General features: G+C 38.8%; 30 protein-coding genes. 14 read left to right on the top strand and 16 right to left on the bottom strand.

Going from position 1 to position 21362, the window contains the following annotated elements; genetic code table 11:
• Positions 1 to 114 precede the first annotated feature (114 nt).
• From WA352_RS07935 to WA352_RS07925, 3 genes are all read left to right on the top strand, one after another.
• Complete coding sequence (locus WA352_RS07935; protein WP_004808502.1) at positions 115 to 1572, top strand: glyceraldehyde-3-phosphate dehydrogenase; 1458 nt, start codon at positions 115 to 117, stop codon at positions 1570 to 1572.
• Between the two features lie 134 nt (positions 1573 to 1706).
• Positions 1707 to 2450 carry an MFS transporter gene (locus WA352_RS07930; RefSeq protein ID WP_336141935.1) on the top strand — a complete coding sequence of 248 codons (744 nt, stop codon included), beginning with the start codon at positions 1707 to 1709 and terminating at the stop codon, positions 2448 to 2450.
• Positions 2450 to 3130, top strand: coding sequence for a hypothetical protein (locus WA352_RS07925; RefSeq protein ID WP_005213513.1), 681 nt, complete (start codon positions 2450 to 2452; stop codon positions 3128 to 3130). Before WA352_RS07930 ends, WA352_RS07925 begins: the two co-directional genes overlap by 1 nt.
• Before the next feature lie 46 nt (positions 3131 to 3176).
• On the opposite strand, the gene WA352_RS07920 is transcribed toward WA352_RS07925, so the two are convergent.
• On the bottom strand, positions 3177 to 4268 hold the full coding sequence (locus tag WA352_RS07920) for a hypothetical protein (RefSeq protein WP_336141934.1): 1092 nt from the start codon (positions 4266 to 4268) through the stop codon (positions 3177 to 3179).
• Positions 4269 to 4451: 183 nt separating this feature from the next.
• On the opposite strand from WA352_RS07920, the gene cgtA reads away from it, so the two are divergent.
• Both cgtA and proB read left to right on the top strand, forming a co-directional pair.
• Positions 4452 to 5669: an Obg family GTPase CgtA gene (gene cgtA / locus WA352_RS07915; protein WP_004808499.1), complete on the top strand. Its 1218-nt coding sequence runs from the start codon at positions 4452 to 4454 to the stop codon at positions 5667 to 5669.
• A gap of 15 nt (positions 5670 to 5684) precedes the next feature.
• Positions 5685 to 6818, top strand: a complete 1134-nt coding sequence (gene proB / locus WA352_RS07910) for a glutamate 5-kinase (protein ID WP_005202457.1) — start codon at positions 5685 to 5687, stop codon at positions 6816 to 6818.
• Between the two features lie 25 nt (positions 6819 to 6843).
• On the opposite strand, the gene WA352_RS07905 is transcribed toward proB, so the two are convergent.
• From WA352_RS07905 to WA352_RS07835, 15 genes are all read right to left on the bottom strand, one after another.
• Positions 6844 to 7518, bottom strand: a complete 675-nt coding sequence (locus WA352_RS07905; protein ID WP_336141931.1) for an HAD-IB family hydrolase — start codon at positions 7516 to 7518, stop codon at positions 6844 to 6846.
• Complete coding sequence (locus WA352_RS07900; protein WP_336141927.1) at positions 7485 to 8693, bottom strand: DUF1615 family protein; 1209 nt, start codon at positions 8691 to 8693, stop codon at positions 7485 to 7487. Before WA352_RS07900 ends, WA352_RS07905 begins: the two co-directional genes overlap by 34 nt.
• Before the next feature lie 233 nt (positions 8694 to 8926).
• Positions 8927 to 9208, bottom strand: coding sequence for a pyocin activator PrtN family protein (locus tag WA352_RS07895; RefSeq protein ID WP_009586842.1), 282 nt, complete (start codon positions 9206 to 9208; stop codon positions 8927 to 8929).
• Positions 9208 to 9762: a hypothetical protein gene (locus tag WA352_RS07890; protein ID WP_336141925.1), complete on the bottom strand. Its 555-nt coding sequence runs from the start codon at positions 9760 to 9762 to the stop codon at positions 9208 to 9210. Before WA352_RS07890 ends, WA352_RS07895 begins: the two co-directional genes overlap by 1 nt.
• Positions 9763 to 9819: 57 nt before the next feature.
• Entirely contained in the window at positions 9820 to 10137 is a 318-nt protein-coding gene (locus tag WA352_RS07885; RefSeq protein WP_004761418.1) for a hypothetical protein, read from the bottom strand.
• Positions 10125 to 11630: a 3'-5' exonuclease gene (locus WA352_RS07880; protein WP_336141922.1), complete on the bottom strand. Its 1506-nt coding sequence runs from the start codon at positions 11628 to 11630 to the stop codon at positions 10125 to 10127. The genes WA352_RS07885 and WA352_RS07880 overlap by 13 nt, the downstream gene beginning before the upstream one ends.
• Positions 11631 to 11683: 53 nt before the next feature.
• Positions 11684 to 12697: a RecT family recombinase gene (locus tag WA352_RS07875; protein ID WP_061517857.1), complete on the bottom strand. Its 1014-nt coding sequence runs from the start codon at positions 12695 to 12697 to the stop codon at positions 11684 to 11686.
• An 11-nt stretch (positions 12698 to 12708) separates the two neighbouring features.
• Entirely contained in the window at positions 12709 to 13698 is a 990-nt protein-coding gene (locus tag WA352_RS07870; RefSeq protein WP_336141919.1) for a YqaJ viral recombinase family nuclease, read from the bottom strand.
• Position 13699: 1 nt separating this feature from the next.
• Positions 13700 to 13915: a hypothetical protein gene (locus WA352_RS07865; RefSeq protein ID WP_279185751.1), complete on the bottom strand. Its 216-nt coding sequence runs from the start codon at positions 13913 to 13915 to the stop codon at positions 13700 to 13702.
• Positions 13912 to 14298, bottom strand: a complete 387-nt coding sequence (locus tag WA352_RS07860) for a hypothetical protein (RefSeq protein ID WP_180175458.1) — start codon at positions 14296 to 14298, stop codon at positions 13912 to 13914. Before WA352_RS07860 ends, WA352_RS07865 begins: the two co-directional genes overlap by 4 nt.
• A gap of 1 nt (position 14299) precedes the next feature.
• On the bottom strand, positions 14300 to 14740 hold the full coding sequence (locus WA352_RS07855) for a hypothetical protein (RefSeq protein ID WP_336141912.1): 441 nt from the start codon (positions 14738 to 14740) through the stop codon (positions 14300 to 14302).
• Between the two features lie 93 nt (positions 14741 to 14833).
• Entirely contained in the window at positions 14834 to 15658 is an 825-nt protein-coding gene (locus WA352_RS07850; protein ID WP_336141909.1) for a DUF2303 family protein, read from the bottom strand.
• A gap of 53 nt (positions 15659 to 15711) precedes the next feature.
• Positions 15712 to 16041 carry a hypothetical protein gene (locus tag WA352_RS07845; protein ID WP_010112842.1) on the bottom strand — a complete coding sequence of 110 codons (330 nt, stop codon included), beginning with the start codon at positions 16039 to 16041 and terminating at the stop codon, positions 15712 to 15714.
• 200 nt (positions 16042 to 16241) lie between these two features.
• Positions 16242 to 16568 (bottom strand): hypothetical protein, encoded by a 327-nt coding sequence (locus WA352_RS07840; protein WP_042890571.1) that lies wholly within the window; start codon positions 16566 to 16568, stop codon positions 16242 to 16244.
• 76 nt (positions 16569 to 16644) lie between these two features.
• Complete coding sequence (locus WA352_RS07835; protein ID WP_336141905.1) at positions 16645 to 17370, bottom strand: XRE family transcriptional regulator; 726 nt, start codon at positions 17368 to 17370, stop codon at positions 16645 to 16647.
• Positions 17371 to 17477: 107 nt separating this feature from the next.
• On the opposite strand from WA352_RS07835, the gene WA352_RS07830 reads away from it, so the two are divergent.
• From WA352_RS07830 to WA352_RS07790, 9 genes are all read left to right on the top strand, one after another.
• Positions 17478 to 17705 (top strand): Cro/CI family transcriptional regulator, encoded by a 228-nt coding sequence (locus tag WA352_RS07830; protein ID WP_065992517.1) that lies wholly within the window; start codon positions 17478 to 17480, stop codon positions 17703 to 17705.
• An 8-nt stretch (positions 17706 to 17713) separates the two neighbouring features.
• Positions 17714 to 18040, top strand: coding sequence for a hypothetical protein (locus WA352_RS07825; protein ID WP_049044693.1), 327 nt, complete (start codon positions 17714 to 17716; stop codon positions 18038 to 18040).
• Between the two features lie 2 nt (positions 18041 to 18042).
• Entirely contained in the window at positions 18043 to 18225 is a 183-nt protein-coding gene (locus WA352_RS07820) for a hypothetical protein (protein ID WP_336141902.1), read from the top strand.
• Positions 18222 to 18776, top strand: coding sequence for a hypothetical protein (locus WA352_RS07815; RefSeq protein ID WP_336141900.1), 555 nt, complete (start codon positions 18222 to 18224; stop codon positions 18774 to 18776). The genes WA352_RS07820 and WA352_RS07815 overlap by 4 nt, the downstream gene beginning before the upstream one ends.
• Entirely contained in the window at positions 18773 to 19642 is an 870-nt protein-coding gene (locus WA352_RS07810; RefSeq protein ID WP_052417807.1) for an MmcB family DNA repair protein, read from the top strand. Before WA352_RS07815 ends, WA352_RS07810 begins: the two co-directional genes overlap by 4 nt.
• Entirely contained in the window at positions 19639 to 20154 is a 516-nt protein-coding gene (locus tag WA352_RS07805) for a hypothetical protein (protein WP_336141895.1), read from the top strand. Before WA352_RS07810 ends, WA352_RS07805 begins: the two co-directional genes overlap by 4 nt.
• Positions 20151 to 20408 carry a hypothetical protein gene (locus WA352_RS07800; RefSeq protein ID WP_061517846.1) on the top strand — a complete coding sequence of 86 codons (258 nt, stop codon included), beginning with the start codon at positions 20151 to 20153 and terminating at the stop codon, positions 20406 to 20408. The genes WA352_RS07805 and WA352_RS07800 overlap by 4 nt, the downstream gene beginning before the upstream one ends.
• Before the next feature lie 73 nt (positions 20409 to 20481).
• Positions 20482 to 21060, top strand: a complete 579-nt coding sequence (locus WA352_RS07795) for a hypothetical protein (RefSeq protein ID WP_336141891.1) — start codon at positions 20482 to 20484, stop codon at positions 21058 to 21060.
• Complete coding sequence (locus tag WA352_RS07790; protein ID WP_111883832.1) at positions 21057 to 21362, top strand: hypothetical protein; 306 nt, start codon at positions 21057 to 21059, stop codon at positions 21360 to 21362. The genes WA352_RS07795 and WA352_RS07790 overlap by 4 nt, the downstream gene beginning before the upstream one ends.

The raw sequence follows: 21362 nt of genomic DNA, 5'->3' as shown, positions 1-21362 counted from the left end.
GGACAAAATCTTAGCTCGTTTAGCAGCTTTTGATTCAATCTTGATGATAATTCTATTACAATTATGGCGTTTTAAAAATTCACGCCCAGTATATATAAATTAGAGGACGTATCAGTGAGCAAAGACACTATCATTGCCCTACACGCAGAACACCAAGGTCGTTGGAAAAACCGTGAAGAAATCGCGGAACGTATGATTACTTTAATTGGTCAATTGTACCGTGAGAAAAATATTGTTGTTTCTGTTTACGGCCGTTCTTTAATTAACCGTTCAGTTATTCAAATTTTAAAAACGCATCGTCGTACACGTATGCTTGATGTTGAGCTTTCTGTTGTAAATACCTTCCCAATTTTGGAAGCGTTAATGAAAGTGGAAAACATCGGTTCTGCTGAAGTTGATATCGGTAAACTTGCTGTTGAATATAAAAACCAAGGTGGCGATGTTGATGCTTTCGTTGCTCAAGCAGTTGCTCCAATTCAAGGCAATGTGACTGCTGCTGCACCTAAAGATGTTGTTCTTTACGGTTTTGGTCGTATCGGTCGTATCTTAGCGCGTTTAATCATCAGCCAATCTGGTTTGGGTCGTGGTTTAAGCCTAAAAGCAATTGTTGTTCGTAAATCATCTGATGGTGACTTGGCGAAACGTGCTTCGTTATTACGTCGTGACTCTATTCACGGTACTTTTGATGGTACGATTTCTGTAGACGAAGAAAACGAAGCAATCATTGCAAATGGTCAATTCATTAAAGTGATTTATGCGTCAAGCCCAAGCGAAGTGGATTACACTGCTTATGGTATTGAAAATGCACTTCTTATCGACAACACTGGTAAATGGCGTGATGCTGAAGGCCTAAGCCAACACTTGAAATGTGCAGGTGTTGCTCGTGTGGTATTAACTGCACCAAGTAAAGGTGAGATGAAGAACGTTGTGTTTGGCGTGAACAACTCTGACATCTTAGATGAAGATAAAATCATCTCTGCTGCAAGCTGTACAACCAACGCAATTACACCTGTATTAAAAGTTTTAGATGACAAATACAAAGTATTGAATGGTCATGTTGAAACAGTTCACTCATTCACAAACGATCAAAACTTAATTGATAACTATCATAAAGCAGACCGTCGTGGCCGTGCTGCAACATTGAACATGGTAATTACTGAAACTGGTGCTGCAAAAGCAGTTGCAAAAGCGTTACCAGGTCTTAAAGGTAAGTTGACAGGTAACTCTGTACGCGTACCAACACCAAACGTATCTCTTGCAATCTTGAACCTTAACTTAGAGAAAGAAGTTGATCGTGAAGAAGTGAACGAATACATTCGTCAAATCTCAATCAACTCTAGTTTACAAGGTCAAATTGGTTATACTAACTCAACTGAAGTTGTATCGAGTGACTTTATTGGTTCACGTACAGCTGGTGTGTTTGATGCGCAAGCAACAATTGCTTCTGGTACACGTTTAACTGCTTATGTTTGGTACGATAACGAAGTGGGTTATAGCTGCCAAGTATTACGTATCGCTGAACAAATGTGTGGCGTAAGCTATACAAAAATCCCTGCTGAAACAAATGCATAATTTGTTTGCAGAATGATAAAAAGCCCAGTTAATAAACTGGGCTTTTTTATTGACTGTACAGAATATATGCTGAATAAAACATAAAAATCGATGAGAATAATGGAAAAGGGAAATAATTAATAAGGAATCGTTCATTGTTGCAGTTCAGACGTTTATTCGTGGTATTTGCTTTAATTGTGGTTGCCAACTTGTGTGGTGTGTATATCGCGATGTGGGTATTTAAGCATTTTAATATTTATATTCCATTAAAGAATCAAGATGTCGCCATCGACTTACAAGAGCCTTTGCAGGTTCGTGTGAAGGTTAAAGATGCGCTCAATGTGGATGTGAATGGTCGTGTCGATGCCAAGATTCCAATTAATGAACAGCTGAATGTTCCTCTGACTCAAACCCTGACGCCACGGGTTTATTTTGATAATTTAGTTCCAATCAGTACCACGATTCCTGTAAAGGAAACGATTAAGGTCAATCAAAGCCTGCCGATTGATACCAAGGTACAGGTTAAAATTTTAGGTAAGGACGTCACCTTACCATTGAAAGGTTCAATCCCTTTACAGCTGGATGTGCCGATTGATATTCAAGTGCCGCTACAGCAAAAAGTACATTTGAAATTTGATGCACCGGTTCGTACTGAACTTAAAGAGAACTTGAATATTCCTTTGAAAGCACAGCTGAATGCGAACATTCCAATTCAAGGCAATTTGAATGTACCGATCACTTCTGAGCTTAATGCTACTGTCGATGTTAAAAATACTTTACCTGTCAAAATTGCACAGGGTGAATTAAAGATTCCGTTATCCACGATGTATTTGGATCGTGTTAAAGCTCAACCCGTCGAAGTACAAGCAGCTCAAAACGATATAAAAGCAGGTGAGTAATGGAGATGCCCAAAACACTGAAAAGCCTGCTGATTAGCTTTGTGATTGTGACAACTCTGGTGGCAATCCTATTTTGGTTTTATTTAAATATTCAGGCATCTTTGATTGTTTCTGCGCAACAGGCGGATATTCGTTTACCTGAATCCTTGGGAACCAAGATCCAAGTAGGTGATCATTTAAGAGTGAAATCTGAAGGTCAGCTAAATACGGTATTGGACATTGATCGGACTCTACAATTGCCTTTAAAAGGCAAGTATTTGGCTGATTTGAGTTTTGAAGTTGAAACACCGATTACGGTTGATATCAACTATGAAACTACGCTGAAAGTAGATGAAGTCGTACCGATTGAAACCAGCACCGATTTGATCTATCAGAATAAATTATTGCCCAAGTTTCCTTTGAGTTTAGATATTCCAGTGAAGTTGGATATTCCATTTCAATTGAAACGTACTTATACCGTTCCTGTAAAAATTGTTTTTGATGGGCCTGTGTATTTTGCTTTTGATGAAACTGTTGATTTGCCAGTGAAGCACCAATTTAAGCCGAGTTTTTATATGAATGATGCGATTAATATGAGTAAGATTTCTTCCTTTGATGCAATCATGTATAACTCGGTGCAACAGACCAAAGCCAATTTAGATATGCAAATGGAACTGCCTTTGAAGAATGTGAGACCTTGAGATAGATCAAGGTCGAATGATAATGAGGAAGGGGACTTGAGATAGTTTAGTTTTCTAGAATATTTTTTATTTCCTGCTCCAGTCTCTCATGGAATTTTTCTACTGTCATATTTTTGAAGAATCTATTTCTATTAACATAAGGTAGGGCTTCTGCCACCAATTGATTATATAAAGGATCGTTTACATATTTCGCCAGTACAAGTCGTGATATTGCACCTAAGCCTGTAATATATTCTTTTTCATCACCATGATTGAGCCATTGGTTTAATGTTTCTATATCTTGATGCTTTTCTGCATCATAAATAAGAAAATCATATATTTGTTGAAAAATATTTTTTAGCTGTTCTGGCTGCGTAATTGGTAGTAATTTACTATTTATACCATGTATAACAGGGTCGTATTGCAATGTATAATTATTTATAGGGTGTTCTCTAAGAAGTCTAATAGTGATATTGGGTTTAACTTGAACATAGCTTGTTAAAGAAATATGTTTATAACCAAATGGATTGGGTGAAGTTATAATTAAAATATTTTCATATATACTCTCCCTAACATCTCTGTACCGCCCAATAGATTCGTTATATTGATTTATTTTTCTTTGATCAATAAAATTTAATGTTTCAAGATGACTTTTCAGCCATTGCTTAGCAAAGATAATTAATTCATCTTCGTTTGGTGGAATAGCCTTAAATTGCTCTAGTTGCTCTTGAGTTACAGGACTCACCGCATCCAGCATTCTTTCAATATTGTGTTGGTCTGGGAATATTTGTTCCTGACTAAAAAAGAGATAAGACCTTGCATCAAAGGCAACTAGGTCATGTTGGCGTAAAGTCTCAATCAAGATTTTATAGAGATATTTACTTTTAACCAATAAACCTTGTTCAATCTTAAAGACATTGTCAGCAGCATCAAAGTAACGTGTTACATTGGTAAAAGAACCAATAATTTCCTCATCAAAATTTGCGGCAAGCTCAGGATTGGTGACGATATTCTCTACATTAAGCAGCCAATTTTTAAACTTTTCTGTGAATCCTGTACATTGAGAATTGGTTGCGTAATATTCTGCTTGTGCCAATGAGTCAATTGTGACTTCAGGATGATGTTGTTTCGCATCCCAAATATAAAATAATGATGACACTTATTTTTATCCTGTAATTTTTTTAAGTGATTAATTATACTGATAAAATTAATAGAATACGAAAATTTTTGCTTAATGTGGTTAAGATTGAAATAAAAACTGTTGTTACATTCAATTTTCTATTCGAGAATTTTCTTAAAATGTGGCAAAATAGTCCGCTTTTAAGAATTTGAGGATTGGCACATGCGCTTTGTTGATGAAGCAGTCATTATCGTAGAGGCTGGCGACGGTGGCAATGGCGTAGCCAGTTTTCGCCGTGAAAAATTTGTCCCTTTTGGTGGCCCAGATGGCGGTGATGGGGGACGTGGCGGAAGTGTATATATTCAAGCCGATGATGATACCAGCACATTGGTAGATTACCGTTATACGCGTCGCTATCGTGCAGAGCGTGGTAAAAATGGTTCGGGTGCGAACTGTTCTGGTCGTGGCGGCGAAGACGTTATTTTGAAAGTGCCAGTCGGTACAACCATTGTAGATACTGAATCTGGTGACATTATTGGTGACTTGGTCGCTGATGGTCAGCGTGTAAAAGTTGCCCATGGTGGTGATGGTGGTTTAGGTAATACTCACTTTAAGTCATCGACTAACCGTTCGCCACGTAAGTGTACGCACGGGATCAAAGGTGAATATCGTGAAGTCCGTTTAGAGTTGAAAGTACTTGCAGATGTTGGCTTACTCGGTATGCCAAATGCAGGTAAGTCAACGTTCATTCGTGCAGTCAGCGCAGCAAAACCAAAAGTTGCAGATTATCCGTTTACTACGATGGTACCAAACCTCGGTGTGGTTGATGCGGATCGTCATCGCTCATTTGTAATGGCAGATATTCCAGGATTAATCGAAGGGGCTGCTGAAGGTGCTGGTCTAGGAATTCGTTTCCTTAAGCATTTGGCGCGTACGCGTATTCTTTTGCATATTGTTGATGTTCAGCCAATTGATGGTTCTGACCCAGCACATAATGCAAGAGCGATTTTAGGTGAGTTAGAAAAATTCTCTCCAACATTGGCAAAACTGCCAGTGGTCTTGGTATTAAATAAACTGGATCAAATTGCAGAAGAATCAAGAGAAGAATGGTGTCAGCACATTCTTGATGAATTGCAATGGAAAGGCCCTGTATTTAAAACTTCTGGTCTTATGTCGGAAGGAACCAAAGAAGTTGTGTATTACTTAATGGATCAAATCGAGCAACAACGTGAGCGCGAAGTTGAAGATCCTGAGTATGCAGCAGAAGTGAAAGCATTCCGTGAGCAGCTTGAAGCTGAGACACGTGAACAAACCATCGCAGCGAAAGAAGCATATCGTGCCATGCGTAAAGCACAGCGTGAAGCTGGTTTGGACGATGATGAAGACTTTGATGACGATGAAGACGAAGGCGATGTAGAAAGCGTCTACATTCGTGACTAGTAAACCGAGGGAAAAATGATAGAAGTGGTCGATGGGCAACGTCAGCTCAATGCGTGTAAACGAATCGTTGTTAAAATCGGATCATCTTTACTCACTGCAAATGGGCAAGGTCTAGATTTAAATGCAATTTCGCACTGGGCGAAACAAATTGCAGATCTACACAATGCTGGACATGAGATTATTCTTGTGTCCTCAGGTGCAGTTGCAGAAGGGATGGTACGCATGAAACTTGCGAGTCGACCCACTGATCTACCCAGTCTACAAGCTTGTGCTGCTATTGGCCAAATGGGTTTAATCCATACATGGTCAAGCGTACTGGATCAACATGGTATCCAAACTGCACAAGTGTTACTCACGCATGATGATCTCGCTGATCGTCGTCGTTATCTCAACTCTTGTGATGCTTTGCAGAACTTGATTGATTGGCATGTCATTCCAGTCATTAATGAAAATGATACTGTCTCTACTGATGAAATTCGGTTTGGTGATAACGATACGTTGGCAGCAATGGTTGCGGGGCAGGTACAGGCAGAATTGTTGATTATCTTAACGGATCAACAAGGTATGTTTGATTCAGATCCACGTAGCAATCCAAATGCAAAATTGTTCTCCGCTGTTCGAGCACTCGACGATCGTTTGTTTGAAATGGCAGGTGGCGGTGGCGTGCTTGGTCGTGGTGGTATGGTCACCAAGGTTCGCGCTGCGCGTCTAGCGGCAAAGTCGGGTTGTCCTACCTTGATTGCCAGTGGGGAAAGCGAAAATGTGCTGGCTCGCCTAATGGCGGGTGAGATGTTGGGTACCTTATTTACTACTGACAATGATCGTGTGACAGCACATCAGCAATGGTTGGCAGCGCATTTACAAACTGCGGGTCGTTTAGTGATTGACGATGGTGCGGTTGAAGCGATTAAGCTCAAACATCGTAGTTTATTGCCTGTCGGAGTCAGAGCGATTGAAGGACATTTTGATCGTGGTGATGTAGTTGAATGTGTTGATAAAAACGGTGGTCGTGTCGCAGTAGGTCGTGTGAATTTTAGTTCGCGTTCTGCCGAAATGATTAAAGGTTTATCATCGGAAAAAGTCTATCAGGTACTCGGTGAAGCACGATCGCTAGAAATGATCCATCGTGATCATATGGCAATCTACTAAATTGTTTGAAATAAAAAAGCTCGCATTAAGCGGGCTTTTTTATGTCTGCTTGATTTAATTTTTTTAGCTCTAAGGTGGGAAGTGCTTGCTCTGCTCCCATCATATAGGGATGGTCTGCCAAAGAGAGCATTTCGAGATCTTCTTCACTATTGCCATAGGCATAAATCGTTTGATAATTTGCTAAATTGTAGCTTTGTAAAATGCGCAATTTCTTTTGCTCACAACTGCAATCTTCTGAGCGATAGCGACCTGTTAAGCGTCCATCTTTACTTTCAGTTTGGGTGCACAGTAATTCAATATTGAGAACCTCACAAATTGGAGTTAAATAAAGATCAACCGATGCTGATACCAGAACAATGTGATCACCACGTTGCTGATGCAATTGAAGTTGCTGGAATAAATCGGGATCTAATCTTTTAATCAGTTTCTGTGCATATTCTTGGGCCAGTTGTTCGACCACATCTACAGAAATGTCTTTAAACATACTTTGAAATAAACGTGGTCGCATGGCATGCGCAGGGTAGAGGCGTAAATAATAGGCTTGAATCCATGGCAGGATTTTCAAGCCTCTTTTGACAATATGACGTTTTGATAGTGCAAAGAAAATAAACCCTGTGAAACTGTCTCTTGGATAGAGTGTTCCATCGAAATCAAATAAAGCAAGATTTAGAGTTTTATGCGTTTCGCTCTTTGCATGCATGTTTCATATCGTCCATTAACGCGACTGGCAAACCAATTGGTATTGTAGTCACGGCTCAGTTTAGGGCCCGAAATAACGACCTCGGGCATAATTGCATAAATAGGTTCTTTATTGGTTTTACTTTGATACAACTTTTGAACGGCTAAATAAGTTTGTGTATCTTCGAACTTCTTCTCTTTTTCTTTCTTTAAATCCGCACGAATTTGACGTGGAGTAACCAGAATTTTATTGTTGGTAAACGCTGAGATCACTTCTTTTTCAGATTGGCTCAGTGCAGATTGGACATTCCCATCTTTATTATAAAGTAAGAGATCGCCATCTAAATCAAGGTCTTTACCTTGTATGACTTCAAGCATCTTTTGAAAAGCTGCATTACGGCTTGAATACATGCCTGAATTGTAATCGGCAAATCGATAGATGGCTTTGTCATAATCAACAGAATATTCCATCAAACGATGGATGCCATAATATAGGCCGCCGTATTGGGTATAGAGATCATTACGTAGTTCAGCAATATTTCCGCTTTGGCGTTTATGCTCTTTGGCATAATTAATATGCACTTGCATAGAACCCAGTGTGGTAATTGGGTTCATTTTCTCGCCAATATCTTGTCCAACCAATTTCGCTGCGCCTGTGAGAGCACTGACATGATAATGCTTTGACATATAGTCAAAAATTTCGCGATAAAGCAAATCGAGTTCACGCTCAGTTCTGACTTTGCGCATTTGGCTCATATAGTTATTTTCTGGGGAAGGTTGGTTTTTGAGTACATCCTCAAAATAACCTGCCACAGTGCCGCCAATCGTTTCACCTAACTTAGCTTCAAACTTCTCTTTGAGGCGTGTATTGATTTCCTGAACTGCTTTCTCACCCAAGCCAGGTACAGCAGGGTCAGCGACAAAGTTAGACTCTTGATCAACCACAGCCACAATGCTGCATACATTTTGCTTGGTTTTAGGAATACTAAGCTGTTGCATGATATCAAAGATATCTTGCGACCAAGACTGGCGATCATTCACACGCGGTGGCAGTACTTTGGTAATTTGTTCTGCCTTCATTTCGGGTTCTTTATTATTTGACCACCAAGCATTATCACCACAAGCCACTAAGCTTATGCTGATTGCCAAGAGGCTAAATGTTTTGAATAGAGGACGAGTCGAAAACGATTGGTTCATAATGAAGACAACACCGCACAAAAAGATGAGCCGAACGGGCGAATGAAGTATACTATGTTGATCAGAAATTGTAAGAAAATATATGTATATTGGTTCATATCAACTGTCAAATAATTTGATCGTTGCTCCGATGGCCGGTGGGTTAGACTATTTATAATAATAATTTAGAATCAATATCTTAGTGTTTTTTGCGTGGCGTATGGCGTAGAATTGGCGTAAAAAATGAGGTGAAATCAATTCACCTCACTCCAATTTCTCTGAGACTCTTTTTGCAGTGAATCCAACCAAACTGCAACATCCGTTAAGTTTACAAAGTATTCAGATTTATTACCATCTACCTTAAATGCTGGGAAAGGTAGTTTACATTTTGCTGCTCGTTGTTTTGCAGCTGCCATATCTAAATGTGGCATGTAATCTTCAACAATATCTTTTAAGGCAACAACAGGTCTTTTATAACGCAGAATCAACATCATTGATGTGTCGATTTGGTCATTTCGATTGATAGCTACTCCCATTATTCATCCTCCAGAAAATCATCAATATCAAAACGCCATTTTTCAATTTGACCTTTTTCATCAATATTCATAATGATGTAATCGCCATAACCATTTTCAGCAGGGCACAGAGTTCTAGGGACATATCCATCTTCTTGGGATTTAATTGTATTACCAATTGAATCTACCAACTCCCAACCACAGCCATCCGCTACTTTAAAATGGATACTTGCAGTTTTCCCAATTTCCCAATTCTCAATAATTCCAGTAGCCACATTAATGACTGGACACCATAAATCGCCATTTTTACAAGGTGTGCTGTCACCACTATCAGTATCTTCAACACCATTAATTGTAGAATCTTCCCAATATCGAACAGATGCCTTTACAATCACTTTTGCTGGTACCTTTGGGGTTGCACGTGCAATCCAAGATTTTTCGCTTACTTCAAACTCTCGATCTATTTGAGGGTTTTGTTTTAATATAAAGTCGGCTGGCAAGTTATTTGCCTGAATAAAATAATTAAGATGTGCTTTAAGCTCAGTTTCTAAATCAAAATTTACATTTGTTTGCATCACAGCCACCATAATTCAAAGTTAATAAATACAAATCCGTTCACTACCAACATAATTTCAAGCCACCAGATAACCCATTCCATGTGATTCACCTTTAACAATATGCAGAATTTCCTTTTCTGCTTTTGCTGTACAAGTCTGTTCAGGTGCACGAAGATGGTTTTCAAATTCAGCCCCAAGCTCATAAGCTGCTTGATTACCTGAAAGGTCTGAGCCAACACGCACATAATGATGTGACTTTTTATATGCTCGTTGTGCTTCTCGACTTTTTGCTCGTGCCACAAAACCACCATCTAACTGCTTCACCTCATACCCCAGTTTTTCTAACCAGATTTTGAAGCCTAAGAAGTTTTTCTGTTTTACTACTGGACGCATAAGGCATTTACCTCAGCTTGGGTGTTATATCCGATAGCTTTAAACAGTGGGTTCAATGCAGAAATATCTAACTGCTTTTTAGCTCGAGTAGCAGCAACATATAAAAGTCGAGCTTCATCTTCGGTTAGGATTTTTTCACCAGGTGCAGCAGCTTCTTTATAAAAGAAATCACCACCAAGTTTGACCTTGTTAAACTCCAAGCCTTTAGACTTATGAGCTGTGGTCACAATGCAGTCATAATCACTAGAATTACTTTTTAGTAATGAGCTGATTAGAGCTTCTTCACCCACTTTATTGATTAGGCTAACAAGTGCTTTTAAGTCATTTCCAGAGACTTCATTTGTGTATTCAATGACTTCTTCCCAATTGCTAAAGCCTTCAAATACACTTCCATCGTGGACTTTTATTCCAGATTTAACTTTTTTGGCATCTTCAATGTTTTTTAATAAAGAACCTGTATCAACTTCCAAACGTGGTTCACGTCCAATTTTTACCAGCTCAACCATGTTGGAAAGGGCAGCAGCATTGGTACGATAGATAAATGCATCTGCAACCATATCGGTGACTTCACCAACATTGGAGTCAATTTGTTCAAAACCACGTAATGGAATTTCTTCATCCAAAACATTGAACAAAATTTTATTCGCAAGATCAGCAATGTTTTCACCAAAACGGAATGATTGACTTAAACGTGTTTCAGCAATATCTAGGGATTGCATCGCATTGACAGCACCACGAAACGCATAGATTTGCTGGTGACGATCACCCACATAAATTACCTGAGCACGTTGCTTACTCAAAACATTCAACATAATAGGATCAGCATCTTGTGCTTCATCAAATAAAATAAAGTCAGCATTAATCACTGGATTGCTCAATGCCCAATATTTTAGGTAATGGTCATGTTCGAGACGGTTAATGCCGGCAGGATTTAAAATGTCATTCCAGTAATCATGTGCCTTAGGTAAAAGGATATTTGCCAATTCAGCACGGTATGTGTCATCCATCCAATCAGGTAAAGCAGCATAAACTTGTGATAGTTGAATTTCGCTGTAATTAGAACGGCAGAAATAACCAACGGCATTCATCATAGATGTGGCCATACGTTTTGAATTAAATAAACGCTTCTGGTCATCCTCACCACGCTGTTTAACCAATGCCACTGGTACTTGATAATTCTCAAGATCATGGCGAGATGCCAATTGGTTTGACATCAAGCGACGATTTTTTAATTTATTGGTCAGCCAGCGTGGAACAGAGTTATAAGCTAGGCTGTGAAATGTTTTGCACTTAACATTATGGTTAAATTTAGACTGTGCTTCTGTTGCAATAGCTTTGTTAAATGCCAAGTACATGCCATGTTGATGATGCTTTGCATTACCAATCAGTTTAAGGGTAGAGGTCTTACCAGCACCGGCGTATGCGGTCACTTTACAAGACTGACCATGTAATGCCATATCAATGGCATATTGTTGTTCAATAGTTGGATTCATATTTCTATCTCACTACTGGTGCCCTCATGTGTGAGGGCACCACATGCCATTAGTTAAGGTGTAAGTTCTGCTGATTTACGTTCAAATAGTGCGCTAACTTCATCAATTTGTTCATCACTCATTGAACTTGTATTGGGTTCAAAACGTTCAGCCATAATTGAGTTGATTAATTCGATGGTATCGGCACTATCCAAATCAACCAGTAATTGCACATAATTTTTACGGTTGGCATACGCAGTAGAAATATCTGTTTTTGCAGGTTCGCCAAGATCGGCAGGAATTGTTTTAGCTAAAGCCTTTAATTCCTCAATTGTGTTTAGAGCATTAATTTGATTAATGAGTCCTTTAACATCAAAGTTATTAGGAGCCATATCTATGACAGTTTCTTGTGATTGTTCACGTTCAGCCATCTGAGCTTTAAGCCCACTCGAACCTTGATGTTTTTTTACCGTTGATTGAACTGGGGTAACATCAAGTTCTTCACGTTCAGCAATTTCATCTGGGGTATAAACACCTAGAATTACATCGGGTGTATATAAGCGTGACCAACGTTTAATAGCAAGATACGCAAGTTGTTGGCGTGGATCACTTACCCATAAAGGTGAATTGCGTACTGAGCCTACTTGTCCCATAGAAATATCAATTTCACGTGGAGAAGTTTCACCCTTTAATGTTGCCCAAACTTTAATTCCTTTATCCCAAGACTTATCTTCTTTGCCGTTGATTTTTGCCCAATCGCCATACCATTCAAAATTCAAACGACCTGTGATAGGTGCACGATTGGTAATCACAGCATTCACAAGTTGCGCTTCATACCCTAATACACCATTAATTTGATGAGTTTTTTGAGCTACAGCAAAAGGGTCCATTTGCCACTGTGCTGATTGCATAATGATGGCTAAACAATCTCCAGTATTGCCCTGAAGATGTTTCGGCACTGCAAATTTTGATGAAGCCATGACACTTGCAATACGCTCAAAACGATCCATAATTTCAGGATTCATCATGATGTCAAAAGCAGTTAAGTGGGCAATCTGACCATTTTGTGGGGTTGTTAATGCGTTCATAATAAAATTCCTTAAATTGTTTCTTTAAACTTGTTTGAAATGCGGAAAACACGTGTGCTTGATGTTTTGCTATATTTCGCAAATAAATCAGGTTCTTCTTTCTTCAACAGCGTACTGTCGATACGAGTAGAGGATTGTTCTTTGTAGGTGCAGATAGACTTGCCTTGGCTAATCATCATTTCCGCATCTTGCATCGTTGAGACAATCTTTAATTTGATTTCATCTTCACGAGCCTTATCTGCTTTTAGACGACCTTGAACAGTGATAAGTTCTTCAGCGAGTTTGATATGTTCAAAATCAGCTTCGACTTGTTTACCCACAACATGATTTGACCAGCGATGTAAAACATCATCAAAACAAGTAGGATCTGGTGGAACATCAGCAATGACATGGTTGAACCAAAATGCTTTAACCTGTTTAAAGATTGATTCAATTAAATCGTCATCACGTTCAATGCGATACATGCGGAACTTATTGCCACCAATAAGAACGGCAAGGTGCCATACTTGGAAGCCTGTAAGTTTCATGTACCAAAGACACTGAGTAAGGTAATAGTCTGGAATTTGGTCTGAACCTTCTTCACCGAATAATTTAGAAAGATATTCAGAAGCTGTTTTACATTCCAAGCCTTGGTCTGTGGTCAGCTTTCCTTCTTTATCGAAATAAACACGACCTGCTATTTCAGGATTTATAACAGCACGGTCAATGTTACCGATAGCCCAAGACTCTCCGATGTTTTCAAGAGATAATTGCTGAGTAACACGTTGAACTTTCATTCCTGAGCGACGTGAGAACTCTTTTGCAACAACATCTTCAAGTAGGTTGCCGAAATGTGCAGACTCATTTTGTGATTCTTTACGCTCACTACGACCTGTTTTGTCTAACCATAATTGATATGGTGATTTGTACGGACTAAAACCAAGGATTGCAGCAACGTCTGAACCACCAATACCTTTTTTACGACCAGCGAGAAATTGGTCACGATTAACTTGTGTATTCATATCACACCACCTGATTTTCAGAATATTTAGGAGCCAAAGGGCGGTAGCTATCATCAGCAGTACACTGACATTTCACACAAACCATTGCTGGTATGACGTTACGATGGAAATATTCATCATCGTAGCCATCACGTGTTTCGGTATTTCCGCAGTGCTCACATTCATAAATTGCTGTGAAATCACGACGGATTTGAGAAGTAATTTTTTTGATTTTCATGCTCTAAATCCTCTACGTGAATTCATGATTTCCAAACGAATTGAACCAATTCCTACGTCAATAACTAATTCACGAAAATTTTCATTTGAAGTGATGCCAAATTTGAAAGCCCAACCACCACCGAAGCGTCCAGAACTTTTGACTTTGAGTGGGTTCCAACCCCAAAATTCACCGTTATGCTGATCAAATGGTTCATCTTTAGAAACCACATGCCAGGGAAAGCCATGCATTAAGCAAATAACAGTTTTATTTCCAACATCGAATTCAAATTCGTTGTATTTGACAGGCTCACCAAATAAAGCTCGGTATACATCAGCTTGAAGGCTTTCAGACGGATTATTTTTTCCGCTTGTAGCTGTTTTAATTTCAATTAAATCAAGCATATTAACCTCTCAATTGCTGTAATTTCACAGCTATAGAGTCTTCAAGGGCATCATTGATCTTGTCGATTTCATAACGATCAAGATATGCATTGATTTCGCCATCTTCATCACCGACCAATTCAGGTTCTAAGCGATCAATCTGAATGCCTACAGCACGATTAAAGCCGTTACCATCATCGAAACCTGAATAGTCAAAATTCACTTCGATGTAATACTGGTTATTTGCTGTTAATAAGGTTGCATGACAGTCATGTTGACAGTCGTTGTATGGGCCTAAATCGAGCTCATCCACCTTGTAGATGTCTGATGCCACTGTGATCTGCTGCTGTTCTTCAACAGGCAGCTTGGCTGGTTGATACATTTGCACAGACGCAAAAACTGCTGTCATTGCTACTGCACTACCTAAACCGAACAAAATAGATTTGAAATTTAATGAAACCATGTTCATAATCTCCTTATAGCGATTGCTATACCCCTTAAAGAAGCCCCGTCCTCGATCAAAATTTCGGGGCTTTTTATTGCTTAATTTTTAGTTTTAAGCGGAAAAGGTACCAATACGGACAGGGTTTTCAGGAAGCAAGGCAATCACTTTTTCCTTGAATTCTTGAACAATTTCATTACGCAAGAGTTCTTCTTTAACGATTTGCAATGCAAACGATGGCTCACCATCTGAGCTATTTACTACAAGACGCAAGCGAATAGTTTTGTCATCAAGACCGACATAAGCTGGATCAATGATTTCAAAATAACTTGGTAATTTCCCTGCTGTGCTTGAAGCTTCAACTTTGTCAAAGACTGAGCGAGTTTCTTGCATGTTTGATACTGACGAGTCAGTAGTTGAAGATGCGCCAACTTTCATGTTGCGAACTGCATTAATTGCTTCCGCAATATGGATCGTTTCACCAGTTTCACTTGTTGCAGCGAATACACCTGCCCAATCTTCAAGTAATGTTGCAAAACGCTTTTGATTAAGTTTGTTATCTTTAAGCTGATTGAGCTTTTCCCAAACTACAGTTGGTTCAAGCTGTAACACTGCTTTATGGTCACAATGACCTTGAGCCAATCCAACAACTTTGAAGTTTAAAATTGCCGTTGCTGATACATTTTTGTGGTCAACAAATACAGGGGCATAAACTTTTACTTCAGGAACAGAATTTTCAGACTGCGTATTACCTAAAACATAACTTTTGAAATCTTCAAAAGATGGGGTTTTTAAAACACCACGTGCACGGTTACGACCAGCTTGAAACTGTTCTAAATCATGAACTTTGAAATTTTCGTGAATGGCAACAAGTTGACCACGAGATAAATCATTTACTGGTAACGCAAGTTCAACGATTTCTTTAGCAGAGTTTTCCATTTTCAGTACCTTATGGATGGTTGGTAAAATTGTTGTAATGAGAAGGGGGCTGTTTAAGCGTCTTCGGTGAATAATTGGCTTGTATGGTTAGCGAACAACGTGACATCACCACCGGCATTCAAATGCATTGGAGTTTTTGAGGTGGTGTCCTCTGCACGTTTACCTTTTGCTGTTGGTTCAACAAAAGCGAGTGTGTGTGCAATTTCGACCTGGCTTGAATCACCGATACGAGCAATATCAAGTGTGATTTTGATTTGCCCTTTTTTGTTGTGCTGAACAGCACCTTGAGAAACCATGCTGATAGCTGCACCGAGTTGGTTAGCAAAGGTTCCTGCACCTAAGTCAGCAACAAATTGCTGTGCGTTGGTTGGTTTGGTAGACATTTTTTACCTCACATTGGGTTGGTGTGTGAGATAAATATTAGGCAAACCTAATTATTTAGTCAATAGGTATTCCTAATTTATTTTTAGGATTACCTAATTTTTTGTTTTTGATAAAAGAAAACCTGCATAGAGCAGGTTGAGTGAGGTTTTTTGGAATGTCGTTAGATCATTAAGATAGGTGGGTTACCAAATTTGTAATATTAAATTCCCCATTTTTCCCAGTCACGATAGCCAGTTAAGCCATGCTTCAAAATTTTAATAGATGAGTCTTTTTTCATTATTTCTAAGTTTTTTTCATATTGGCTACAATATTTAAAATATTCAAAAGTATGATAACCTCTTATCACGTACTCAATGTGATAATCACCAAACCCCTTAACAGTTAAATTAGGGTGCGTGACTCTTTGTAAGTGATTTCTAACCAAATCATAATCGCTTGGTTTGTTGCGACGATCTAACCAAAAAATGATATAAAAAAATATAATAATTAAACCAATAATGCCCAAGTTGTATATAAAGTCATGCATTCTTAAATACCTAAATTATAATGATTTAACCTTTTTTATAATCGTTTGGGGCTTAAAACACCTATACCTTTAGGTGTTACCATTTTTCCAATTTCGCAATCTGCCAAACCCAACCAATAATTTCAAATTGTTGAGAGATTCTTTCTTCCGCTGTTAGTTCAATTTCTTTATATTCTTCTGAGTTATCAGATAACAATCTGATTCCACCAAAAGGTAGATTATATAAACGTTTACAGTAATGAAGACCACCTATACAAATCACATAGATACGACCATCTTTAACCTCTTTTCGACCAAGATCAATGTGGATTGTATCGCCATCATTAATGGTTGGTGTCATTGAGTCGCCGGATGCAGTTGCAGCAACTGCATTAGATTCTGTGATTGCTAAATTGCGCAAAGTCGCTTTGGACATTCTTAATTTACGTCTTTCATTAGCAATAGCTTCATTAAATGAACCATCACCACATGCAAAAGAAAAATCTTTGAAAAATGGAATTTCTACTTCGTCATCATCTACTGGAGTATTACTATCCCATTCATTTACTTGGGTGAATTGAGGATTAATTTCACCATCTGGTTTAGGTGAACCTTTGCCAGTTGCGAGCCAAATAGGATTTACATTTAAGTGATGTGCAGCACGTAGAAGATTTTCACCTTCCATTGTTTTTGATTTACCAGAAAGCCAGTCACTTACAGATGGTGGCTTAACACCAACAGCACGAGCAAGTTCTACACCCTTAATTTTTTTTGGTGGTAAAACTTCCATTGCATATTTCAGTCTTTCAGCAAGTGTCTTCATAAATAACTCTCAAATCATTAGGAAATCCTAACATGAATAAAATTAGGTGTGCCTATTGATTATTTATAAGGAATGCCTAATAATTGCTTTTGTTATAGGAGAGCAACATGAATGACAACCAACTTATAGAAGCCCTTGGTGGATGTAATGCAGTTGCACGGCTTTTAGGTATCACAGGACCTTCAGTGAGTGGTTGGAAAGCTATTCCAACTGACAGAAAAATCCGCCTAGCTGTGATTGCGGAAGATCGTGGAATCTGCACACGTAAAGACCTTTTCCCAGAAGATTATCAGGACATTTGGATTGAACTAAGAGAGCCTGAACGAATTCAATAGGTGAACCTATGGAAACAAAAATAATGTTTGTATTCAGCAAAAAACTGTTGGCACCCATGTCAACACGTGTACCGCTGGAAGTCCAAGAGATCATTGATACTTTGGCTGAAAGCCAAGGTAGTGATCGTGCTAAGTGGTTAAGAGATGCCATAGATAAAAAGATCGAACTGGAGACAGGTCAATCATCATCTGAGCACATAGAAAAATCAAAGAATACAACGTCTACGAGTGTATTTATGAATGTATGCAGAAATTTGAAAAGTTTTTGGCAGGCATTAAAAAAGCCCGACGTTGCAGGTCGAGCTTCTAGTATTCATCAACATTCAGGTAAATGAACATGAGTAATTTAACAGAACATAAGTGCGCTGGCAAATGTCCAGAATTTAAAGGGGAACAGTGCCATCACTGTTTGATTGCTGAGGGTGAGACAGCTCCAGTAGTAGCTTTGTTTGTTTCTGACCTAAGTGATGTGGAGAAATACCACCAACGTGCAATCAATGCACAGAGGGAAGTGTCATGAGCCAATTTACACTTGATGAATGGTTGCAATTGGTTGCTGACCTTAAAACATCGCAAACTGAATTTAATGTTGGTACTGCAAGTCCTATCTTTCATGTTCAGGAAGAAAAAAAGGTTTATGGACTAAATTCTGAATATTCAGATAAAAGTTGCTGGATAGATGGAGAAGAAGGTACCGAGTTTGATACAGCACTTGATTATTTTAATGAACTTGATGCTGAAGATAAACATGCATTGAATGCTTTAGCAGTTGAAGATCATAGTGAGCTTTTCACTGACTTAGATGAAAGCGACCAAGAGGAAGTATTAAAAGATTTTTCAAAATCAAATGATCTACATCTTCATAAAACAAACTTTAAAGTTGAATGGTTTGATGTAGGTGTTTTCTTAACTCGACAAGAAGCAGATTGGTTTATAAATCGTAAACAGCACGATTATGGAAAATTAAGAGTTTATGTTAAATCACTTTACTGGGCACCACAGCATAAGCGATTAATTCAAGCCATTTTAAATGGTGAAGTTAAGTATGTAGTGAAAGGTGGTGCGGTATGAGTACAAAAAAGTGGTCCCATGATGGCCTCATGTTCGACCTGGCGGAATATTTAGGCCATCAGAATGATCGAATTATCTGGACCGATATGCAGCTTGGATCTTCTGGTTCGCCACGTCCAGACGTTTACACGATCCCTAAGTCTTATGCAAATTTCAAGCCATTGGCTTATGAATGTAAGGTATCTGTTGCCGACTTTAGATCAGATATTACGAAAGGCAAGTGGCAAAACTATCTTAAATTTGCATCGGGCGTGATATTCGCTGTACCACAAGGCTTGATCAATAAGGATGATATTCCTAAAGGCTGTGGGCTTATCGTTCGCAGTGAAAAAGGTTGGCGTATGGTCAAGGGGCCAACTTTACTTCCTATTAAAGATAATTTTCCTGCCGATTGCTGGATTAAGCTGGTAATTGATGGTGTAGATCGTTCAACCAGACGTATCAAAATGGAAGAGTTTAATAAACGTCATGTTCATGATCAGATTGAAAAAAAGTACGGTCAGCAACTAGCGATATTGCTTTCTCAGAGAGATTGTACGGAAGAAAAACTTCAATACAGAGTTGAGCATCTACAGAAAAAATACGATGTGTTAGATGTTTTTCGACTTGCAGAACATCAGTTAGAGAAACAGAAAGCCTTTGAAGAACTTAAAAATGACCTGTGCAAATTATTAGGTGTAGAGGAACATGCTTCAATTTGGTCCATTCAATATGCATTAAAAGAAAAGATAGCACTGCTGGAAGCTGATAACTCAGTTCAAGAAATGCGCAAAAAGGTTCAATCTACGATGAGCAGCCTTGAACGTCAGTTGCAGGAACTTAAACAAGTAATTGAACCTCCTTTTAATGTGGAGGTGACATCATGATTGATAACACCTCCATTCTTGCTCTAACAGACATTATCCAATTGCCTGAAGCTGAACGCTTACATGCAATCAAGGATAAGTTTTCAACAAAATCACATGATGAATTACTTAATTTACTTGGCAATGTTTTAAATGTTGCTGTGAATTATGCCCAATCGTGTGATGAAACATTGTATTTACATCTCGTCACTACAGGCGATATGCACCCATACGCAATAGATAAGCTTATTTCACCTAGTTTTCATGGTGCCTTGAATGGGCTGATCTTGGCGCAAAAAGCACCTAATCAAGAGGTGCTATGCGAATCATGTGCTTATCGCTGCGGTACTTTAGCAAATCATTGTCTTTCTACTCAATCTGACTTGGCTCATGCCTTGGAGTCGGATGCAGTTTTTTATTGCCATAAAGATATTGAAAATTTGCATAGTCCGTCTGCTACAGATCGCAAGCGCATGAAACCATGTAAAGGCTGGGCACAGCATGTGAAGAAACATAAGGGAGTAGCAGCGTGAAATCAAATGAAGCTAAAAAACCTATGTATATCTTTACTGAACTAGGTAAAGAAAAACTTTGTAAGCACTGTGATGAATACTGGCCTACAGATTCAGAGTTTTGGTTCATGATTAAATCAAAGTTAAAGGATGGAACCATTACATTTCGACCAGAATCAGCATGTAAAGGCTGCTATGACCGTGTTTATAGACCACATCATGTAAAAGGTGTGAATAAAGTTCGTTCAAGTCATGAAAAGAAGGTGGCAGCATGAAAGAACTCCACAAAACTTTGCTGTTCATTTTCATGCTCTTTGGGGCTGCCTTAATTCGATTAGGGGGTGTGGCGTGATTAAAAAACGTAATAAAAAATACAACCCCAATAAACCTGCTTTAAATCCTGTACGCAAGTTTCAGCTTATTGGTGAAGCGATTGAAGAAAATCGCATTCTCGAACTTTGGCAATTAACAAATGGGAAATCTGAGGATCAAGCGCCTGAGTTAGCCCATTTGCTAACTTTGACCAAGGGTACACTTGTGATTGCCATGCGTAAGGATTTAATCGACAACGAGCAAAGCTTCCATATCAGTTGTGACATATACGCAGATCATCCAGATGGCCGATCTATACAGCTCGATTTTGAAATAGCTGTACCTGAACGCATGACATATGGACAGTTTTTGAATGGTTGTGAAGAAGATCAAGAGCCGATTTACATCGTTGAATGTGGTGTCAAAACTCGCTGGAAAGGTGCCAACAAGTTAATGGATGAATATTTCCATGAAGTTGCGGGACCGGGATTCAAAATTGTAAAGCAGCCATACATTGTGACTTGCTTTTCTGCATTCAAGAACATGGCATGTCAGCGCGAATTTAAAGCCGTGCAGATCTCCCTTACTGGTAATGGGTTATGGGTGGCAGCATGATTATCGGAGTTGCTGTTAAAGCAGGTGAGCTTATGGTTGCTCTACCAAAACCTAATCGCCATGCAGATTGTATCAATATTATTTTGTCACTTGGTTTGGTACCAGATATTCAAAACCAATGGGGTAAATCATTACACCAAGGTTTTTATTGTGAGCAAGGAAAGTTCTATACACGCCCACAAGCAGCTTTACACGCTATCGAATGTGGCCAACAAGAATGGACAGAAAATGACTTAGAGCTAATAGCTTTGGGTGAAAAGAAATTTTCACGTATGGGGCTATGTAGTGAAGATTTGTGGTGA

The organism is Acinetobacter sp. 102, assembly GCF_037028485.1.
In the GTDB taxonomy this organism is placed as follows: Bacteria; Pseudomonadota; Gammaproteobacteria; order Pseudomonadales; family Moraxellaceae; genus Acinetobacter; species Acinetobacter higginsii.
The sequence above is the reverse complement of the archived record's forward strand: the minus strand, read 5'-3'. Positions and strand labels throughout refer to the sequence as shown.

Coding starts and splice junctions, on each gene's coding strand:
- WA352_RS07870 (WP_336141919.1), bottom strand. CDS start 13,698: ATGAATACACAAGTTAATCGTGACCAATTTCTCGCTGGTCGTAAAAAA.
- WA352_RS07825 (WP_049044693.1), top strand. CDS start 17,714: ATGGAAACAAAAATAATGTTTGTATTCAGCAAAAAACTGTTGGCACCC.
- WA352_RS07845 (WP_010112842.1), bottom strand. CDS start 16,041: ATGTCTACCAAACCAACCAACGCACAGCAATTTGTTGCTGACTTAGGT.
- proB (WP_005202457.1), top strand. CDS start 5,685: ATGATAGAAGTGGTCGATGGGCAACGTCAGCTCAATGCGTGTAAACGA.
- WA352_RS07860 (WP_180175458.1), bottom strand. CDS start 14,298: ATGCTTGATTTAATTGAAATTAAAACAGCTACAAGCGGAAAAAATAAT.
- WA352_RS07805 (WP_336141895.1), top strand. CDS start 19,639: ATGATTGATAACACCTCCATTCTTGCTCTAACAGACATTATCCAATTG.
- WA352_RS07790 (WP_111883832.1), top strand. CDS start 21,057: ATGATTATCGGAGTTGCTGTTAAAGCAGGTGAGCTTATGGTTGCTCTA.
- WA352_RS07810 (WP_052417807.1), top strand. CDS start 18,773: ATGAGTACAAAAAAGTGGTCCCATGATGGCCTCATGTTCGACCTGGCG.
- WA352_RS07820 (WP_336141902.1), top strand. CDS start 18,043: ATGAGTAATTTAACAGAACATAAGTGCGCTGGCAAATGTCCAGAATTT.
- WA352_RS07925 (WP_005213513.1), top strand. CDS start 2,450: ATGGAGATGCCCAAAACACTGAAAAGCCTGCTGATTAGCTTTGTGATT.
- WA352_RS07835 (WP_336141905.1), bottom strand. CDS start 17,370: ATGAAGACACTTGCTGAAAGACTGAAATATGCAATGGAAGTTTTACCA.
- WA352_RS07905 (WP_336141931.1), bottom strand. CDS start 7,518: ATGCATGCAAAGAGCGAAACGCATAAAACTCTAAATCTTGCTTTATTT.
- WA352_RS07855 (WP_336141912.1), bottom strand. CDS start 14,740: ATGGTTTCATTAAATTTCAAATCTATTTTGTTCGGTTTAGGTAGTGCA.
- WA352_RS07865 (WP_279185751.1), bottom strand. CDS start 13,915: ATGAAAATCAAAAAAATTACTTCTCAAATCCGTCGTGATTTCACAGCA.
- WA352_RS07880 (WP_336141922.1), bottom strand. CDS start 11,630: ATGAATCCAACTATTGAACAACAATATGCCATTGATATGGCATTACAT.
- WA352_RS07850 (WP_336141909.1), bottom strand. CDS start 15,658: ATGGAAAACTCTGCTAAAGAAATCGTTGAACTTGCGTTACCAGTAAAT.
- WA352_RS07840 (WP_042890571.1), bottom strand. CDS start 16,568: ATGCATGACTTTATATACAACTTGGGCATTATTGGTTTAATTATTATA.
- WA352_RS07830 (WP_065992517.1), top strand. CDS start 17,478: ATGAATGACAACCAACTTATAGAAGCCCTTGGTGGATGTAATGCAGTT.
- WA352_RS07815 (WP_336141900.1), top strand. CDS start 18,222: ATGAGCCAATTTACACTTGATGAATGGTTGCAATTGGTTGCTGACCTT.
- WA352_RS07890 (WP_336141925.1), bottom strand. CDS start 9,762: ATGCAAACAAATGTAAATTTTGATTTAGAAACTGAGCTTAAAGCACAT.
- WA352_RS07885 (WP_004761418.1), bottom strand. CDS start 10,137: ATGCGTCCAGTAGTAAAACAGAAAAACTTCTTAGGCTTCAAAATCTGG.
- cgtA (WP_004808499.1), top strand. CDS start 4,452: ATGCGCTTTGTTGATGAAGCAGTCATTATCGTAGAGGCTGGCGACGGT.
- WA352_RS07895 (WP_009586842.1), bottom strand. CDS start 9,208: ATGGGAGTAGCTATCAATCGAAATGACCAAATCGACACATCAATGATG.
- WA352_RS07900 (WP_336141927.1), bottom strand. CDS start 8,693: ATGAACCAATCGTTTTCGACTCGTCCTCTATTCAAAACATTTAGCCTC.
- WA352_RS07875 (WP_061517857.1), bottom strand. CDS start 12,697: ATGAACGCATTAACAACCCCACAAAATGGTCAGATTGCCCACTTAACT.